This is a genomic window from Streptomyces composti, from assembly GCF_012034205.1.
In the GTDB taxonomy this organism is placed as follows: Bacteria; Actinomycetota; Actinomycetes; order Streptomycetales; family Streptomycetaceae; genus Streptomyces; species Streptomyces composti.
Genome location: NZ_JAATEM010000008.1, coordinates 90,778 through 108,287 on the forward strand (window position 1 = coordinate 90,778; position 17,510 = coordinate 108,287).

Genomic DNA, 17,510 nt, shown 5'->3' on the forward strand with positions numbered 1-17,510 from the left:
CGGCGCGCGGGCCGTCGCGCAGCAGGGCGAGCTCGTGGGGCGTGCGGTGTACTCCGGAAAGCGGGTTCATGACGGCACCCCCCTCGTGCCCCTCGGACACGGAGCCCGCCGCCCCCGTGTCGGCGGGTTCCGTGTGCGGGAAGTGTGCCCGCCCGCGGGGGCGCCCCAAGCCTCGCCGGCCCGGTTCAGAGGTTGATTTGAGCATGCCGTAGGCGGGCTACGACGCCTGGCGTAGGCGCGCGCCCGCTGCCACCGGCGTCATCGGCCCGGCGCCCGGGTCCGCCGCCCCCGGCCCTCCTCGGCTGCCGCCCCTCAGTGCTGGTGGTGCTCGTGCTGCCTCGCATGCGGCTGCCCGTGGTGCTCGTGGTGCTCCGAGAGACCCGGCCACTCGTCGGGCCCGCCGCCCTGCCATTCGATGAAGTCGGCGTCCTCGAGGTCGGTGACGTACAGATCGGCCAGCCGGAGGATCTCGCTCACGTCGTCGGCATGCGTGGCGAGTCCCAGGGTCCGGTCACCCGTGGTGACCCTCCGGGAGCCGTCCATGGCAGGGGGATGCACCACGATGTGCGGATGCTCCGTCGGATGTGCCATGCCCCCAGACTGCTGCGCACCGCGCCGTTCCGCACGCCGGGCCGCGGCGGCCGCCGGGAACGACGAGAGCGCCCCGGACGCGGGACCGTCCGCGTCCGGGGCGCTCGCCCGATGAGGCCGTGAGGGTCGTCGTACGGCGGCCCCGGGCTTCTGATGCCGTCCGGCGGTGCGAGGCCGGCGCGACGGTACATTCGCGCCGCCGGACGGTGCCATGGGGGATCGGGACCGCGGCGGGTGCGACGGCACCGGAGGTTCCTCCCCTCAGGTCGAAGGAGGAGACTCCCGGGGCCTGCACCACCGCACTGGCTCGCACGCCGCCGCGGTCCTCGCCCTGCCCGCCGTACCGGTCGACCACCCCTCATCCGGGTCGCCGGCACGGCGGGTCCGTGCGTCCGGTGCCGGGCCTCCCCGCCGGCCCCCGGACGCAGTTCGTGGGGTCAGTCCTCGCGCAGGGCGCGGACCGCCTCCTCCACGCGCCGGCCGTACTCGGGGTCGGCGGCGTGGAAGTGGGCCAGGTTCTTCTCGATCACGTCGTCACGGCTGACCTGGGAGAGGCTGCCGGCGATGTTGGCGACCAGGCGGTTCTTCTCCTCGGCGGACATCAGCCGGTAGAGCTCACCGGCCTGGAAGAAGTCGTCGTCCTTGGTGTGCTGCGGGGCGGCGTGGGTGCCGGTGTGGCCGGACACGGCGAGCGGCGCCGACAGCGGGCGGCCGGTCTCGACCGGGCCGTCGTAGGAGTTGGGCTCGTAGTTCTTGGCGTGGCGGCCCTGGGAGTTGGCCGCCATGAAGCCGTCCCGCCCGTAGTTGTTCGCGCCGCCGGGCACGTTCCTCGGGGCGTTGATCGCGAGCTGGGTGTGGTTGACGCCGAGGCGGTAGCGGTGTGCGTCGGCGTAGGCGAACAGGCGGCCCTGGAGCATCTTGTCGGGCGAGGGGCCGATGCCGGGCACGAAGTTGTTCGGTGAGAACGCGGCCTGCTCGACCTCGGCGAAGATGTTGTCCGGGTTGCGGTCGAGGACGAGGCGGCCCACCCGGTGCAGCGGGTAGTCCTTGTGCGGCCACACCTTGGTCACGTCGAACGGGTTGAAGCGGTAGTCCGCGGCCTCGTCGGCCGGCATCAGCTGCACGTACAGCGTCCAGGACGGGTGCACTCCGCGCTCGATGGCCTGCAGAAGGTCCGTCTGGTGCGAGGTGGGGTCCTGGCCGGCGGTCTCCGCCGCCTGCTCGCTGCTCAGGCAGCGGATCCCCTGGTTGGTCTTGAAGTGGTACTTGACGAAGAAGGCGTCGCCCTTGCTGTTGGTCCACTGGTAGGTGTGCGAGCCGTAGCCGTTCATGTGGCGGTACGAGGCCGGGATGCCGCGGTCGCCGAAGAGCCAGGTCACCTGGTGCGTGGCCTCGGGGGAGTGGGCCCAGAAGTCCCAGACGTTGTCCGGCTCCTGACGGCCCGTGAAGGGGTCGCGCTTCTGCGAGTGGATGAAGTCGGGGAACTTGATCGGGTCCTTGATGAAGAACACCGGGGTGTTGTTCCCGACGAGGTCGTAGTTGCCCTCGCGGGTGTAGAACTTGACGGCGAATCCACGGGGGTCGCGCACCGCGTCGGCGCCGCCGAGCGAGTCGGCCACGGTGGAGAAGCGCACGAACACCTCGGTGCGCTTGCCGACGGTGTCCAGGAACTCGGCGCAGGTGTAGTCGGTGACGTCCTCGGTCACCTCGAAGTGGCCGTGGGCGCCGGACCCGCGGGCGTGCACCACTCGCTCCGGGATGCGCTCGCGGTTGAAGCGGGCGAGCTTCTCCAGCAGGTGCTGGTCCTGCAGCAGCAGCGGGCCGCCGATGCCGGCGGAGGCGGAATTCTGGTTGTCGGCGACCGGGGCGCCGGACTCGGTGGTGAGCACGCGCTTCGACATCGTGGACCTTCCATGCGAGGGGCAGCGGAAAGCTGTTTCCGCTTTGTGGAGCCTAGGTTCGTGACGATCGGGGCGTCAACAGTTTGTTGAAGTGGTGGGCAGGCGTGGTTCCCGGACGGCGCCGGCGCCATGGGCGCGACAGGGACAGGTGTCGGCGCCGGCGCCGCCCGGAGATCGGGGTGCGGCCGGTCAGACCTGGGCGCCGGAGAGGCGCTCGACCGAGCGCAGCAGCGCGGAGTGGTCCAGGCCGCCGTCGCCCTGGGCGCGCAGGCTGGCGACCAGCTGGGCCACCACGGAGCCGACGGGCAGGGCCGCGCCGACGCTGCGGGCGGCGTCGGTGACGATGCCCATGTCCTTGTGGTGCAGGTCGATGCGGAAGCCGGGCTTGAAGTCGCGGTTGAGGAAGTTGTCCTTCTTCCGCGTCAGCACGGTGGAGCCGGCCAGGCCGCCGTTGAGGACGTCCAGCGCGGCCCTGAGGTCCACACCGGACTTCTCCAGGAAGACCACGGCCTCGGCGCACGCCTGGATGTTGACGGCGACGATCAGCTGGTTGGCGGCCTTCACGGTCTGGCCCGAGCCGTGCGGGCCGCACAGCACGATGGTCCTGCCGAGCGCCTCGAAGATGGGCTTGGCCTCGTCGAAGTCGGCCTGCTCGCCGCCGACCATGATGGACAGCACGGCCTCGATGGCGCCGGCCTCGCCGCCGGACACGGGCGCGTCCAGGACCCGGATGCCCTTGTCCTTGGCCGCCGCGGCCAGGTCGATGGAGGTCTGCGGGGTGATCGAGGACATGTCGATCAGCAGGGTGCCGGGCCTGGCGTTCTCCAGAATGCCGTCCGGGCCGTAGGCGACCGCCTCGACCTGCGGGGAGGCCGGGACCATCGTGATGACGACATCGGCGTCCTTCACGGCCTCGGCGACCGAGGAGGCGGGGGTTCCGCCCGCGGCGGCCAGCCGGTCCAGCTTCTCCTGCTCCAGGGTGTAGCCGGTGACCCGGTAGCCGGCCTTGATCAGGTTCTCGGACATGGGGGAGCCCATGATGCCGAGGCCGATCCAGGCGATCTTCGGAAGTGTGCTCATGGGGGTGCCTCTCTGGGACTGCTGGGTCTGCGTGTCGGTACGGGGCCGGCGGGCGGCCGGCCCTCTCGGAAGCGCCCTCAGCGGGCGGCGCGCTGCCCGGCCGGCAGCCAGTCGAAGGACGCGGCGCTGCCGCGGTCGCCGGGCTTGTACTCCAGGCCGACCCAGCCCTCGTAGCCCGCCTTGCGCAGCTGCTCCAGCAGGTCCTCGAGCGGCAGAGCGCCCGTGCCCGGGGCGCCGCGGCCGGGGCTGTCGGCGATCTGCACATGGCCGGTCTTCGCGGCGTACTGCTCGATCACCGACGGCAGGTCCTCGCCGTTCATGGCCAGGTGGTAGAGGTCCATCAGGAAGCGCGCGTTGTCCAGGCCGGTCGCCGCGTTCACCTTGTCCACCACGCCGACGGCGGCGGCCGCCGACACCAGCGGATAGAGCGGCGACTCGGGCTTGTTCAGCGCCTCGATCAGCAGGATCGCGCCGATCCGGTCGGCCGCCCGGGCGGCGAGGACGAGGTTCTCCAGGGCGAGCGCGTCCTGCTCGGCCGGATCGGCTCCCTCGACGCGGTTGCCGTACAGGGCGTTGAGCGCAGTGCAGCCGAGCGACCGCGCGAAGTCCGCGGCCACGTCGATGTTGGCGCGGAACCGCTCCGACTCCTCGCCTGGCAGTGACAGGGCGCCCCGGTCGGGGCCCGGCAGCCTGCCGGCGTAGAAGTTCAGCCCGGTGAGCCGGACTCCGGCGTCCTCGATCGCCGCGCGCAGCGCGTCGAGTTCGGACTGTTCGGGGGTGGGTGTGTCGGTCCAGGGCCACCACAGCTCGACCGCGGTGAAGCCGGCCGCGGCGGCGGCCGCGGGGCGCTCCAGGAGCGGGAGTTCCGTGAAGAGGATCGACAGGTTGACGTTGAAGCGCTGGTCTGCGAATCCCATCGGTCGCCGCGCTCCCTTCCGTTGAGCGATTTCCGTATGACGGAAGTTCGTTTCTGCTTAACGGAAGATTGCCTGGAGGGTTCGCGGCTTGTCAAGAGGGGTCGGCGTGCAGAGGTGCCGCGCGTTAGGTTGAGCGCGTGCGATTGAGAGTGGAGTTCACGACCGAGCCCTTCGACCTGGACGAGGCCCCCCGGCACGCGGTGGTGGCCCGTGAGGTGGTCGAGGCGGCCGACCTCGACGCCGTGGACGTCGGTCCCTTCGGCAACACCGCCGAGGGGTCCGCGGACGCGGTGCTCGGCGCCGTGGACGCGCTGCTGCGCCGCACCCTCGCGGCGGGCGCGACCCGGGTCACCCTCCAGGTCAATGTCATCGGGGAGGACCAGGGATGAGCGGTGCGGGTGACGAGCCGTTCATCGCGGCCGTCAAGCCACTGGTCGACGCCATCGGCGGGCAGCTGATCCCGCCCGACGAGGCCGGCGTCGACGACGTGGTCCTGCAGTGGGAGGGTGCCGACGTCGTCGCCGTGCGTCTGCCCCAGCTCGCGGACTCGCTCGACCACATCCTGGCCGCTCTGGAGCGCCGCAAGGGCAAGCCGCTCGCCGATCTGGACCGCCGGTCGAAGCAGGAGATCGTACGCAATCTGGAGGCGCGCGGCGCCTTCGCGGTGCGCCACGGAGTGGAGACCGTGGCCAGCGCGCTCGGCGTCAGCCGGTTCACCGTCTACAACTACCTCAACCGCGAGAAGGGCTCCTGACCAGCGCTTTCGTGGAGCTGCCGCGGGCCGTCGCCCCCCGTGCGGGCGACGGCCCGCGCGGCTTGTGGCGCATCCTGGAACCGGCGCGTGACGGACTCGCAGGTGTTCCCCGGAATTTTCAACAAAGTGTTGACGTGCTGCCCGTGGCGGCGTTCACTATCGGCACGCCCGTTCAGCACAAGGCCACGGAGGCTCCCGTGACGTCCACATCCACGCCGCCGGGCCTGGCCCGCTTCAACGCCCTCGAGGAGTCCGCAGCCCGCGCCGCGCTCCACGAGGTGTGTGCCGCCACGGCGTGGGTCCGGCACCTGCTCGCCCACCGCCCCTACGCCGGCCCCGAGGAGCTGTACACCGCCAGCGACGCCGCCATGGCCGAGCTGACCACGGCGGACCTCGAGGAGGCGATGGCCGGCCACCCGCCCATCGGCCGCCCCAAGCCAGGCGATCCCACCTCCTCCCGCGAACAGGCCGGCATGGCCGGCGCCCCGGAGGAGCTCAAGGCGGAGATGCTCGAACTCAACCTGGCCTACCAGGAGAAGTTCGGCCATGTGTTCCTGATCTGCGCCACCGGCCGGACCGGCGAGCAGATGCGGGACGCCCTGAAGGAACGCATCGGCAACGCGCCGGAGCAGGAGCGCGAGATCGTCCGCACCGAACTGGGGAAGATCAACCGCATCCGCCTCGCCCGACTCGTCGAACAGGACTGACCACGCATGAGCACCGAGACCACCGCTTCCGTGTCCACGCACATCCTGGACACCAGCGCCGGCCGCCCCGCCGAGGGCGTCGCCGTCCGCCTCCTCGCGCTGCGGGGCGCCGCCCGCTACGGGCAGGGAGGCGAATGGCAGGCGCTCGGCGGCTCCGTGACCGACGCGGACGGGCGGTGCAAGGACCTCCCGGCACTGCCGGAGGGCACCACCCACGTACGGCTCGACTTCGCCGTCGAACCGTACTTCGAGAAGAAGAAGCAAGCCGAGGCGCAGCAGGACGCCCCCGCGATTCGGGACAGCGGTGCGTTCTTCCCCGAGGTCGTGATCACCTTCGCGGTCACCCCCGGCGAGCACTACCACGTACCGCTGCTGCTCAACCCGTTCGGCTACTCCGTTTACCGAGGGAGCTAGCTATGCCGACCATCCTGGGACAGAACCAGTACGGCAAGGCCGAGAACCGAGTCGTCAAGATCACGCGGGACGGCGCCACCCACCACATCAAGGACCTCAACGTCTCCGTCTCCCTGTCCGGCGACATGGAGGAGGTCCACTACTCCGGCTCCAACGCCAACGTGCTGCCGACCGACACCACCAAGAACACGGTGTACGCGTTCGCCAAGGAGTACGGCATCGAGTCCGCCGAGCAGTTCGGCATCCACCTCGCGCGGCACTTCGTCACCAGCCAGGAGCCGATCCACCGGGCCCGCATCCGTATCGAGGAGTACGCCTGGGAGCGGATCGAGACCTCCGACGCCAACAGCAAGTTCATCGGCGCCGACGAGGTCAAGCACTCCTTCGTCCGCAAGGGCCAGGAGATCCGCACCACCCAGGTCACCTTCGACGGAGAGAAGTGGGAGGTCATCTCCGGTCTGAAGGACCTGACGGTGATGAACTCCACCAACTCCGAGTTCTGGGGCTACATCAAGGACAAGTACACCACCCTCAAGGAGGCCTACGACCGCATCCTGGCCACCGAGGTCTCCGGCAAGTGGCGGTTCAACTGGACCGACGACGAGCAGAAGATGCCCAACTGGGAGAAGTCCTACGAGCAGGTCAGGAAGCACCTGCTGCAGGCCTTCGCCGAGACGTACTCGCTGTCGCTGCAGCAGACGCTGTACCAGATGGGCGCCCGCGTCATCAACAACCGCAGTGAGATCGACGAGGTGCGCTTCTCCCTCCCGAACAAGCACCACTTCCTGGTGGACCTGGAGCCGTTCGGGCTGAAGAACGACAACGAGGTGTACTTCGCCGCGGACCGCCCCTACGGCCTGATCGAGGCCACCATCCTGCGGGACGGCTGCGAGGCGCGGATCCCGGTGGACCTCACCAACCTCTGACGCCGCATCCTCTCGGCACCGCGGCCGGGGAGACACCCGACCGGTCTCCCCGGCCCCGTCAAGGCTTCCAGGGTCCTGCCGTGCCCTGCCCGTGAACAGGACGAGACAGCAAGGGACACACCATGGCAGCAGCCCCGCGCACCGTGATCGAGCACTGCGCGATCGCGACCGTCGACGCCGAGGACACCGAGTACGCCTCCGGCCACCTGGTCCTCGCCGGCGATCGCATCGAGTCCCTCGGCGCCGGCCCGGCACCCGCGGACCTGCAGAACGTCGTCCGCCGCATCGACGCCTCCGGGCACCTGGCCACCCCCGGCCTGGTCAACACCCACCACCACTTCTACCAGTGGCTCACCCGGGGCCTGGCCACCGACCACAACCTGTTCGACTGGCTCGTCGCCCTCTACCCCGTCTGGGCACGCATCGACGAACCGATGGTGCACGCGGCCGCCCAGGGCTCGCTCGCCATGATGGCCCGCGGCGGCGTCACCACCGCCATGGACCACCACTACGTCTTCCCGCGCGGCTCCGGCGACCTGTCCGGCGCGATCGTCGCCGCCGCCCGTGACATGGGTGTGCGCCTCACCCTCGCCCGGGGCTCCATGGACCGCGGCGAACAGGACGGCGGCCTGCCCCCCGACTTCGCCGTCGAGACCCTCGACCAGGCCCTCACCGCCACCGAGGAGACCGTCGCCCGGCACCACGACCCCTCCTCCGACGCGATGACGCAGGTCGCCGTCGCCCCCTGCTCGCCCTTCTCCGTCTCCACCGAACTGCTGCGCCAGTCCGCCGGACTGGCCCGCCGGCTCGGGGTGCGCCTGCACACCCACGGCTCGGAGACCGTGGAGGAGGAGAAGTACTGCCACGACCAGTTCGGCATGGGCCCCACCGACTACTTCGAGTCCACCGGCTGGCTCGGCGAGGACGTGTGGATGGCGCACTGCGTCCACATGAACGACTCCGACATCGCCGCCTTCGCCCGCACCGGTACCGGCGTCGCCCACTGCCCCTCCTCCAACGCTCGCCTGGCCGCGGGGATCGCCCGCGTCCCGGACCTGCTCGCCGCCGGCGTCCCCGTCGGCCTGGGCGTGGACGGCACCGCCTCCAACGAGTCCGGCGAACTCCACACCGAACTGCGCAACGCCCTGCTGATCAACCGCCTCGGCCGGCACCGCGAGGCCGCGCTCACCGCACGGCAGGCACTCAGGCTCGGCACCCACGGCGGCGCCCGAGTGCTCGGCCGCGCAGGCGAGATCGGCTCCCTGGAAGCCGGCAAGCTCGCCGACCTGGTGCTGTGGCGGATCGACACCCTCGCCCACTCCTCCATCGCCGACCCGGTCGCCGCACTGGTGCTCGGCGCCCCCGCCCCGGTCACCGCCTCCTTCGTCGGCGGCCGGCAGATCGTCGAGAACGGCCGGCTGCTCACCGCCGACGAGCACACGATCGCCCGTACCACCCGTACGGAAGCGCAGCGACTGGCACGGATCGCCGCGCAGAACTGAACACCGAGACCACCGGCCGGGAGGGACGGCTCCCGGCCGGTACCGCGGACCCGAGCGGGGCCCGCGGCGGCCGTCTCCGGGACGCGCGTGATGATCGAGCACGCGCGTCCCGGAACGGCCACCCTCCCCGCACCCGGGACACCCAGATGCGACCCATCCTGGCCCCGGCGCGGCTGCTCCGTCCTCCAGGTTCCTCCCCGACTCCGGCTCCGCCCGGGCGGGAAGGCACCCCACGCCCGCCCCGCACGACCTCCCTGACACCCGCGTCAGAGCCGACGCGCACCCGACCGGAGGAGAGCCGCAGTGGCCGACCACCCCGTAGACGAGACGCTTCCACCCCTGAAGATGGCGACCACCGGCCTGCAGCATGTGGCCGCCATGTACGCGGGAGTCGTCGCCCCGCCCCTGATCGTCGGCGCGGCCATAGGCCTGTCCGCCACCGACCTGACCTTCCTCACCGGCGCCTGCCTGTTCACCGCGGGCCTCGCCACCCTGCTGCAGACCATCGGCATCTGGAAGATCGGCGCCCGGCTGCCCTTCGTCAACGGCGTCACCTTCGCCGGGGTCGCCCCCATGACCGCCGTCGTCGCCGCCACCCCCGACAAGGACGACGCCCTGCCGGTCATCTTCGGCGCGGTCATCGTCGCCGGACTCCTCGGCTTCCTCGCGGCGCCCTTCTTCAGCAAGGCGGTCCGCTTCTTCCCGCCGGTCGTCACCGGCACCGTCATCACCCTGATCGGCGTATCCCTGCTGCCCGTCGCCTTCGGCTGGGCGCAGGGCCCCGACCCCTCCGCCGGCGACTTCGGCTCGGCCACCAACCTCACCCTGGCCGCCGTCACCCTCGTCATCGTGCTGGTGCTGCGCCGCTTCACCCGGGGCTTCGTCAAGCAGATCGCCGTACTGCTCGGCCTGGTCGCCGGCACGCTCGTCGCCCTCCCCTTCGGCGTCACCGACTTCTCCCCGGTCGCCGACTCGGCCGTCGTCGGCTTTCCCACCCCGTTCCACTTCGGCACCCCGCAGTTCCAGCTCGCCGCGATCGTCTCGCTGTGCGTGGTGATGGTCGTCTCCATGACCGAGTCCACCGCCGACATGCTCGCCCTGGGCGAGATCGTCGACCGCCCCGCCGACGAGAAGACCATCGCGGCCGGCCTGCGCGCCGACACCCTCGGCTCCGCCCTCGCCCCGGTGTTCAACGGCTTCATGTGCAGCGCCTTCGCCCAGAACATCGGCCTGGTGGCGATGACCAGGATCCGCAGCCGCTATGTCGTGGCCACCGGGGGCGGCTTCCTCGTCCTGATGGGCCTGTGCCCCGTGGCCGCCTCCCTGATCGCCGTCGTCCCGCGCCCGGTCCTCGGCGGCGCCGGCGTGGTCCTGTTCGGCTCGGTCGCCGCCAGCGGCATCCAGACCCTGGTCCGCGCGGGCCTGGAGAAGGACAACAACATCCTGATCGTGGCCGTCTCGCTCGCCGTCGGGATCATCCCGATCAGCGCGCCGCAGTTCTACCACGCCTTCCCGGAGACGGCCCGCATCGTCCTCGACTCCGGCATCTCCACCGGCTGCGTGGTCGCCGTCCTGCTGAACCTCGTCTTCAACCACATCGGAAACGGCCGCCGCGAGGCCGCCGAGGTCACCCATCCCATGGATCCCGTGGATCCCGTGGATCCCGTGAATTCCGTGGATCCTGTGGAGACGGGCGTCGCCTCCTCCGAGGAGGCGGGGGCCCGATCCACGAGGACGGACGAGGAGATCACCGGCTCGGCGAAGAGGGCCCGCTCCACGCCATGAGGTCCGCCGGCAGCTCCGCCTGCCCGATGAACCCGCACCATCGCCCGGCCCGGCACCCTCGGTGCCGGGCCGGGCGCGGCCGGGCCCGCTGACCGCCGGCGCCTCCGGCACGAACGCGTCGCTGACCGGCTTCGGCTCCCGGTGGAACATCCGCTCCCGGATGTCTCCTACAGCCCGAACAGCGCCGGATTCCCGGCCAGCTCGCGGAACACCTTGTCCGGCTCCGCGACCAGCCTGCGCTCCCTGAGGTCCAGCAGCCCGCCCACCGCGGTGATCTCGGCGGACACCGTGCCGTCCGTCTTGGTGATGGCCTGCTCGATGCTGAACGTCTTGCCGCCGCCCCAGGTGAACACGCAGCTCACATCGACCTCGTCACCGGCGAGCAGCTCCCTGCGGAACTTGATCGTCGTCTCCAGCGCGACCGGCCCCACCCCGTGCGCCTGCAACCCCGCCTGGGTGATCCCCGCCTCCTGGAGCAGCGTCCAGCGGGCGTGCTCCGCGTAGTTGAGATACACGGCCTGGTTGAGGTGGCCCTGCACATCGGTCTCGTAACCCCGGACGGTCACCCGTACGGTGAACGGCTTGCTCACTGCGTCCCCTCACGCTGCTGTGCTCGACTGACCTGCCCGACGATCCTGACACGCCCCCTCAGACACGACGCGGCGAGGCCAGCACGTACCGCACCCGCGTCCTCGGGTCGGTGTACTCCCCGGCCTGCCAGCCGGCCCGCTCCAGCGTCGCCGCGCAGGCGCGCAGCTCGGTGCCGTCGGGCGCGTACACCGCGACCGCCTCCGGCTGCGGCGTCTCCCGCACCCGGTAGCCGTCACCCTCCGGCCCGGCCGGCCGGTGCCCGGCCGCCTCCAGCGCCAGCGCGGCGGCCTGCACCAGATGCGCACGCTCCCACGGGCAGGGCCGGTCCGTGGCACCGTCCGGGTGGGTCATGCGCCGCAGCTCCAGCATCCCCTGCCAGGCACTGCGCACCTCCCGCCGCCGCGCCGGCCCCGGCTCGGGGGCCGTCTCCTCACCCCCGGTCCGCGCGGTGAACACCCCGCCGGAAGCAGCGGGCCTCTCGGACGGCTCGGGCACCTGCTCGGGCTCCTTCTCCCGGATCCGGTGCCCGGCCGGTGTCAGGAAGTAGTCGTGCGGCGGCCGCGGATGCCGGAACGCCAGCCCGTTGCGGACCAGCGGCGCCAGCTGCGCCTCGGTGCCCTTCAGCCGCCCGGTGACCGGATCGGCGCTCTCGATCACCCGCCGCTGCGCGGCGGTCGGCGGTCGCGACACGGCACGCTCCTTCCCTTCCCCGAGGGCGCCCGGAAACGAGGCCCCACCGGCTCGGAGCCTACGACCGGGCACCGACAGTCCGGCCCGATCCGGCCCGCGGCGACCGGCGCGCGGGTGAGCTTGATCTCATGGGCGCCCGGCCGCGGGAGAGGGGCCCTGACGCGTGACCGGTTCGTGCCATGATGGATCCGCAGGTTCGCATACCTGCACGTCGGAAGGCCGACACAGCACAGCGAGGAGATCGCCATGGCCACCGGTTCCGCAGACAGCCCTGCGACTCTCTACGGGCCCGTGTCGCTCGTTCTCGGTGTGCTCGCGCTGCTCGCCGCGGTGTTCGCCGGCTTCATCGGGATCGCCTTCCCGCTCCTGTTCGGCTGCCTCGCCGTCACCTTCGCCCTGCTCGGCCTGGGGCGCAGGCTCAACCGGCGGCAGTGCTTCATCGGCCTCGTCCTGGGGGCCCTGAGCGTGGTCTACCCGATCGTCGCCACCGCTTTCGTGACCGTCTGAGTTCGCCGACTGCCTGAATTCGCCGACCGCCTGAGTTCGACCGCCTGACGCGGCGCCGCCCGCGGTCTTGGCGACCGGTGCCCCTGGCTGCCCTCGGCCGGCCTTCTGGGATGTCATGCACCTGGCATTGATGGCACTTTCGGGCACTGCCCGACGGGGCACTGCCCAAGGAGACACTTACGCCCCAACGGCCGTCCTTCCTAGGGTCATTGGCATGTCCTCTGCCCGAGGGAAGGCCGTGGCGGTCAGCCACATCGCACGGCCGTCGACGCCGTAGGCCTCACTCCGGCATCGTCCGCCGCCGCGCGCCTGCCCGGACCGAACCTCTGGCAGCGCGCCGCGCGTTCAGCCCCCTTCATCCGCGCCGACCGGGCGTGCCTTCGCCTGCCGCACAGCGGCGGCGGATGTCCCCCGGTCACGCGGGCCGGGGCCGTGAGGCCCGCAGCGCCCGGGCAGCGAGGTGCGGGAACCGCCCGCGCCCATCGGACCAGCAGTGGCACGCAGAGTACGGAAGGACCACACATGCACCTTTCTCGTTCCGCCAGAACGGCAGCCCTGTCCCTGGCGCCGCTCACGCTTCTCGCGGGCGGGGTCAACGCGGCTGCCGCACCGCAGCCCGACCCCCGGCCCGACACGGCCGCGTTCTCCCTGTCCGCCGTGTCCTCCGACGGGCTGAAGGACGTGACCGGCGTCGGCGAGAACAGCGCCCAGGGCAGGATGCTGGCCGCGCAGGGGTTCGGCGTGATGCGGGCGGACTCGGGGGAGACCGCCGTCGTCGACCGCTCCTCGGCCCGGGAGGGGATCGTCGCCGCAGCCGGGAGCTCCTTCGTGGAACTCTCCTGGAAGGCGTACGCTCCCGACGCCCGCTATGTGGTGACCCGCGACGGCAAGGAGATCGCACGCCTGGCCGCAGGCGAGGAGTCCTTCCGCGACACGGACGTGGCACCGGGCACGGACTACCACTACCAGGTCGCGCCGGAACTGCCGGAGACCGGAGCCCCGGGAGCGAGGCTGTGGGGCATGAACGTCTCCGTCCCGGCCGCCGGGTCGGCCGGTGCTCTGCGTGAGCACGCCGTCTCCCTGGCCGCCGCCGCGGGCGTCGCCAAGACCTCCACCCTCTCGTGGATCGCCTTCATCCCGCAGAAGCGCATCGACGCTCCCGTCGCCGGCTGTGACTACGGCCGCAAGTTCCAGTTCGGTGGCGACGGGCGGAGCAAGTTCGACTGGAAGTCGGACAAGTACCGCACGGCCCTGCACGCCACCGTCACCTGGAAGACGAAGAAGGTGCAGGGCAGCAAGCACATCAAACCGACCACTGTGTATGTGAAGAAGACCGGCAAGAAGGTCGCCACCAAGACGGCCACCACCAAGCACATGTCGGTCAAGAAGCTCGGGTCCGGCGCCAACTACGTCGACATCCGCATGAACCTGCACGCCACCAACCCGTTCTGCAAGGGCCTCGGCGGCGTCAAGGGCGCCATCGACGGAGCCCTGACGATGAACCTCACCAAGAGCGGCAACTACACCATCCGCTCGGGCAAGCACCGCCTGATGCCCAATCACCACATCTACATCTACGACGGCGGCAAGGTCACCAACGTCTACACGAGGAAGTACGCCGACCCCAAGTGCCTCGTCGGCTCGATAGCCTGCCCGCAGGCCGATCTGACGGGCCGTTACGGCAAGTTCTGACGCACGCGGCCGCGGAGATCCGGCGCCCGGATACCGGTGTGCTCCTGTCGGAGCGGGCGGCTAGGTTGGGTCTTGATCGCCGGTGCCACCAGACCACGGGGGTCTGCTGGAGCGGAACCGCGATCAGGAAGGACCACCATGACCAAGCGGTCCGACGGGGGATTCGCACCATGTCCGTACCTGCGTACGGGACATGATCCCGGCTTCGGGGTGTGGCGGCTGGAGAGCCTGACCAGCCGGGAGAGGGAAGTCCTCCTTCTCCTGGGCACAGGGCTGGGCAACCGCGAGCTGGCACGCCGGCTGGGCATCGCCGAACGGACGGTGAAGGCGCACATCGCGAACATCGTGGAGAAGACCGGGCAGGAAACACGGACGCAGGCCGCGATCGTGTCCGCACTCGCCCACGAGGCGCTGTGCTCGGACGACGCGTGCACGCGACACCTTGCCGGAGGTACCGGGCGGCGCCGGCCGGCAGCCGCGTGACCACAGCCTTGCGCCCGCACTCGACCAGTGCGGGCGCAAGGCCGTTCGCGCCGCCGTCGGCACCCGGGGGACACGCCCCCTCGCCGAGGACTCGTGGGGCGACGTCACCCGTGCGTCAGTCCGGCTGGATGCACTGCGCCGTCTGCTTGATCGGGGCGACAAGCGCGGACAGCTCGACGAGTGCGGCATCGGGAGCGCTCGCCGACCCGGTGAAGGTGACCTCCGTGGCCGGGCTGCGGCCGTAGGTGGTGATCACCTTCCCGCCCTCGGTGCTCCTCTTTTCGTGCAGCACCCAGTCGACTCCGTCGGCGGCGAAACACGGGTCGGTGGTGGGGCCGGGTTCCGGCACACCGCAGCGCAGGACGATCTCGTTGTCCCCCCAGACGACCACGCCGGGTATGCCCGTGCTGTGGTGCGGTTTTCCGGCCAGTCGGTCCGGGGCCTCGTCGACCATACGGGCGCACTGGGCATTCTCAGCCCGGGCGCCCGGACGGATGTCGTAGTGCGGGTCCTTCGCCGCGATGAAAGCGAGCGCCGCGACGACGGCGAGGGCCGCGGCTGCCAGGGGCAGAGTCGTGCTTTTTCTGGGGATGCTCAACGGTCCGTTTCCCGGCGAGTGAGGGCAGTGGTCGGACGCCACGCTATGGCATCCGCCATCGCCGACCGCACCCTGGCCGGGGCTTCTGCCCTCTCGGGCAATGACCTTTTGGCCACCTCCCCAACGGACCTGGCGACGGGGCGACTTCGAATCTAGCTTCGAGTGCGTCGTCCGCCTTTCCGGTCCTTCCATGAGGGAGTATTTGATGCGTAAAACAGTCGGGTCGTTGGCCATGGTCGCGATAGCCGCGGGCTCGATGACGGTCCTGTCCGCGCCCGCGCACGCTGCCGCCCCGGCGAAAAAGGATCCGTATGCGCACACGCGTCTCGAGCGCGTCTGGGCGCCCGGCAAGTGTCTGTCGATGGGCGGCAGCAAGAAGAACAACGCACGCCTCGTTCTCGGTAAGTGCGCCAAGAGCGACAAGACGCAGCGCTGGACACTGAAACGGCTGTCCAAGAACAGCTCGGTGTTCACCATCAAGAACGACAAGTCGGGGAAGTGCCTGGCCGTGGGCGCCAAGAGCCGCCTGGTGCAGTACACCTGCACTTCCGCCAAGAAGAACCACCAGTGGGCGCTGGGCGGTTCGAAGCTCTACAGCAAGGCGAACGGAAAGGTCATCGCCTCGAACTCGACGAAGGCCGGCTCCTACCCCTACCTGGAGAAGAGCGGGGCTTCCGACAAGGCGCGCGTCCGCCAGGAGTGGGGCCTGTCCTGATCCCTGACGGGCAGCCGGGCGCCCGGAGGGGGAGGCGGCAGCCGTTGGCACCGCCCCTCCCCGGGGCGGGACGCGCTGACCGGGATGCGATGCTGACCCGCATGAGGAGAACGCGAGCCGCAACCGTGGCCGCCCTGCTGCTCGCCGGGTCGGCGGCCTGCTCGGCGCCCGCCCCCGCGCCGGAGGCCGAGACGCCCGCGGCCTCCCCCCTGAAGCGGTACGCGCCCGCGAAGCGGGTGGCGATGCCGGAGCTGTCGGGGGAGAGCGTGGACGGCGGCCGGGTGAGCATCGAGGAACTGCGCGGCAAGGTCGTGGTGGTGAACGCCTGGGCGTCCTGGTGCGGGCCGTGCCGAGCGGAGGCGCCCGGTCTCTCGCGGGTGCACAAGGAGCTGTACGGCAAGGGCCTGCGGGTGGTGGGGGTGAACGCCGACACCTCGCTCGCCGACGCCCGCGCCTTCGAGAAGGAGGCGAAGCTCGCCTATCCGAGCCTGCACGACCCGAAGGGGCGTCAGCTGCTGCGGCTGCCGAAGGGCATGGTGAATGTCAGCGCCTATCCGTTCACCATCGTGGTCGACCGGGAGGGGCGGATCGCGGCGGCGCGCATCGGGGCGATCGGGGAGAAGGAGCTGAAGCGGGTCGTCGCGCCGTTGCTGCCGTAGCGGGCGTTCCTGCCGCCGCAGAGGCCGCGCTCATTCATCCGGTGCCCGGCGCACCACCCTGAAGCCCGTGTTCCCGCTGGAGCTGTCCGGGGAGTTGCCCATGCGGGCCGAGGTGCGGTAGCGGAGGCAGTACGACTCGTGGCACATGTGGGAGCCGCCCTTGAGGACGCGCGCGCCGGGGGCGAACGGGTCCGCGCACCACTCCCAGACGTTGCCCGTCATGTTGAACAGGCCGTAGGCGTTGGGCGGGAAGGCGTCCACCGGGCAGGTGCCGCGGTAGCCGTCGGCGGCCGTGTTGTGGGCCGGGAAGCCGCCCCGGAAGATGTTCATGCGGAACTCGCCTCCGGGGTCGCGCTCGTCCCCCCACGGATACGGCTTGCCCTCGAGGCCGCCGCGCGCGGCGTACTCCCACTCGGCCTCGGTGGGGAGCCGAACGCCCGCCCAGGCGCAGTAGGCCAGGGCGTCGTGGTACGAGACGTGCACCACCGGATGGTCCCAGCGGCCGTCGAGACCGGAGGCGGGGCCCTCGGGGCGGCGCCAGTGGGCACCGTGGACCTGACGCCACCACGGGGCGGTGGCCGCCGCACGGGTCGGCGGGAAGTCGTCGGGGAGGAAACCGCCGAAGACGAACGACCAGCCGTGGCGTTCGGCGTCCGTGCGATGGCCGGTGGCCTCGGCGAAGGCCGCGAACTCCGCGTTGGTGACGGCCGTGGCGGCGACGGCGAAGGCGTCGACCGCCGCCTGGCGCGCCGGGCCCTCGCGGTCCGCGGGGTACGGGGAGTCGTCGCTGCCCATGAGGAAGCGGCCGCCGGGCAGCTCCCGCCAGCCTCCGTGCGGCTGCACGGAGGCTGGCCGGGGCCCGGCAGGACGGGCAGCGGCCCGCCCGGCCGGGGGCTGCGCCCCCACCGGGCGCGCCGGGGCGCAGCAGGCCGGGCGGGGGCCGTCGGCCCCGGGGCGGACCGGGCGGTGATCGCCGGCTCGGGGGATCGCCGCCGGCC

At 71.2% G+C, this 17,510-nt stretch carries 20 protein-coding genes; 12 read left to right on the plus strand and 8 right to left on the minus strand.

Going from position 1 to position 17,510, the window contains the following annotated elements:
• Nucleotides 1-312 precede the first annotated feature (312 nt).
• The 4 genes from HCJ93_RS08545 to HCJ93_RS08560 all read right to left on the minus strand — a co-directional run bounded on the left by HCJ93_RS08545 (nt 313) and on the right by HCJ93_RS08560 (nt 4,489).
• Nucleotides 313-591, minus strand: coding sequence for a hypothetical protein (locus tag HCJ93_RS08545; protein ID WP_167992632.1), 279 nt, complete (start codon nt 589-591; stop codon nt 313-315).
• Nucleotides 592-1,028: 437 nt separating this feature from the next.
• The gene (locus HCJ93_RS08550) at nt 1,029-2,492 is read right to left on the minus strand and encodes a catalase (protein ID WP_167992633.1); all 1,464 of its coding nucleotides are present in this window, start codon (nt 2,490-2,492) and stop codon (nt 1,029-1,031) included.
• 189 nt (nt 2,493-2,681) lie between these two features.
• On the minus strand, nt 2,682-3,572 hold the full coding sequence (locus tag HCJ93_RS08555) for a 2-hydroxy-3-oxopropionate reductase (protein WP_167992635.1): 891 nt from the start codon (nt 3,570-3,572) through the stop codon (nt 2,682-2,684).
• 77 nt (nt 3,573-3,649) lie between these two features.
• Nucleotides 3,650-4,489, minus strand: coding sequence for a TIM barrel protein (locus tag HCJ93_RS08560; protein ID WP_167992637.1), 840 nt, complete (start codon nt 4,487-4,489; stop codon nt 3,650-3,652).
• Between the two features lie 137 nt (nt 4,490-4,626).
• Between HCJ93_RS08560 and HCJ93_RS08565 the strand changes: the two genes are divergently transcribed.
• The 7 genes from HCJ93_RS08565 to HCJ93_RS08595 all read left to right on the plus strand — a co-directional run bounded on the left by HCJ93_RS08565 (nt 4,627) and on the right by HCJ93_RS08595 (nt 10,577).
• A complete protein-coding gene (locus tag HCJ93_RS08565; protein ID WP_167992639.1) occupies nt 4,627-4,878 on the plus strand; it encodes a hypothetical protein in 252 nt (83 codons plus the stop codon).
• On the plus strand, nt 4,875-5,243 hold the full coding sequence (locus HCJ93_RS08570; protein WP_167992640.1) for a helix-turn-helix domain-containing protein: 369 nt from the start codon (nt 4,875-4,877) through the stop codon (nt 5,241-5,243). The genes HCJ93_RS08565 and HCJ93_RS08570 overlap by 4 nt, the downstream gene beginning before the upstream one ends.
• Before the next feature lie 197 nt (nt 5,244-5,440).
• Nucleotides 5,441-5,950, plus strand: coding sequence for a 2-oxo-4-hydroxy-4-carboxy-5-ureidoimidazoline decarboxylase (gene uraD / locus HCJ93_RS08575; protein WP_167992642.1), 510 nt, complete (start codon nt 5,441-5,443; stop codon nt 5,948-5,950).
• Between the two features lie 6 nt (nt 5,951-5,956).
• Nucleotides 5,957-6,364, plus strand: a complete 408-nt coding sequence (gene uraH / locus HCJ93_RS08580; protein WP_167992650.1) for a hydroxyisourate hydrolase — start codon at nt 5,957-5,959, stop codon at nt 6,362-6,364.
• Nucleotides 6,365-6,366: 2 nt separating this feature from the next.
• On the plus strand, nt 6,367-7,290 hold the full coding sequence (pucL, locus tag HCJ93_RS08585; RefSeq protein WP_167992652.1) for a factor-independent urate hydroxylase: 924 nt from the start codon (nt 6,367-6,369) through the stop codon (nt 7,288-7,290).
• A 122-nt stretch (nt 7,291-7,412) separates the two neighbouring features.
• A complete protein-coding gene (locus HCJ93_RS08590; protein ID WP_167992654.1) occupies nt 7,413-8,792 on the plus strand; it encodes an 8-oxoguanine deaminase in 1,380 nt (459 codons plus the stop codon).
• A gap of 303 nt (nt 8,793-9,095) precedes the next feature.
• Nucleotides 9,096-10,577, plus strand: coding sequence for a nucleobase:cation symporter-2 family protein (locus HCJ93_RS08595; protein WP_309141342.1), 1,482 nt, complete (start codon nt 9,096-9,098; stop codon nt 10,575-10,577).
• A gap of 167 nt (nt 10,578-10,744) precedes the next feature.
• On the opposite strand, the gene HCJ93_RS08600 is transcribed toward HCJ93_RS08595, so the two are convergent.
• Nucleotides 10,745-11,167 carry an acyl-CoA thioesterase gene (locus HCJ93_RS08600; RefSeq protein WP_167992655.1) on the minus strand — a complete coding sequence of 141 codons (423 nt, stop codon included), beginning with the start codon at nt 11,165-11,167 and terminating at the stop codon, nt 10,745-10,747.
• A gap of 58 nt (nt 11,168-11,225) precedes the next feature.
• Nucleotides 11,226-11,858 (minus strand): hypothetical protein, encoded by a 633-nt coding sequence (locus tag HCJ93_RS08605; protein ID WP_167992657.1) that lies wholly within the window; start codon nt 11,856-11,858, stop codon nt 11,226-11,228.
• Nucleotides 11,859-12,104: 246 nt separating this feature from the next.
• Here HCJ93_RS08605 and HCJ93_RS08610 point away from each other — a divergent pair, with 246 nt between their 5' ends.
• The 3 genes from HCJ93_RS08610 to HCJ93_RS08620 all read left to right on the plus strand — a co-directional run bounded on the left by HCJ93_RS08610 (nt 12,105) and on the right by HCJ93_RS08620 (nt 14,540).
• Entirely contained in the window at nt 12,105-12,365 is a 261-nt protein-coding gene (locus HCJ93_RS08610) for a hypothetical protein (protein WP_167992659.1), read from the plus strand.
• Nucleotides 12,366-12,887: 522 nt separating this feature from the next.
• On the plus strand, nt 12,888-14,057 hold the full coding sequence (locus tag HCJ93_RS08615; protein WP_167992661.1) for a fibronectin type III domain-containing protein: 1,170 nt from the start codon (nt 12,888-12,890) through the stop codon (nt 14,055-14,057).
• Between the two features lie 138 nt (nt 14,058-14,195).
• The gene (locus HCJ93_RS08620) at nt 14,196-14,540 is read left to right on the plus strand and encodes a helix-turn-helix domain-containing protein (RefSeq protein ID WP_167992663.1); all 345 of its coding nucleotides are present in this window, start codon (nt 14,196-14,198) and stop codon (nt 14,538-14,540) included.
• 115 nt (nt 14,541-14,655) lie between these two features.
• Here the strand turns inward: HCJ93_RS08620 and HCJ93_RS08625 are convergent, their stop codons facing one another.
• Nucleotides 14,656-15,138, minus strand: a complete 483-nt coding sequence (locus tag HCJ93_RS08625) for a DUF3515 family protein (RefSeq protein WP_167992664.1) — start codon at nt 15,136-15,138, stop codon at nt 14,656-14,658.
• A gap of 205 nt (nt 15,139-15,343) precedes the next feature.
• Here HCJ93_RS08625 and HCJ93_RS08630 point away from each other — a divergent pair, with 205 nt between their 5' ends.
• Nucleotides 15,344-15,853 (plus strand): RICIN domain-containing protein, encoded by a 510-nt coding sequence (locus tag HCJ93_RS08630; RefSeq protein ID WP_167992666.1) that lies wholly within the window; start codon nt 15,344-15,346, stop codon nt 15,851-15,853.
• A gap of 101 nt (nt 15,854-15,954) precedes the next feature.
• The gene (locus tag HCJ93_RS08635; RefSeq protein ID WP_167992668.1) at nt 15,955-16,512 is read left to right on the plus strand and encodes a TlpA family protein disulfide reductase; all 558 of its coding nucleotides are present in this window, start codon (nt 15,955-15,957) and stop codon (nt 16,510-16,512) included.
• Nucleotides 16,513-16,542: 30 nt separating this feature from the next.
• Here the strand turns inward: HCJ93_RS08635 and HCJ93_RS08640 are convergent, their stop codons facing one another.
• Entirely contained in the window at nt 16,543-17,499 is a 957-nt protein-coding gene (locus tag HCJ93_RS08640) for an SUMF1/EgtB/PvdO family nonheme iron enzyme (protein WP_373563567.1), read from the minus strand.
• Nucleotides 17,500-17,510 lie beyond the last annotated feature (11 nt).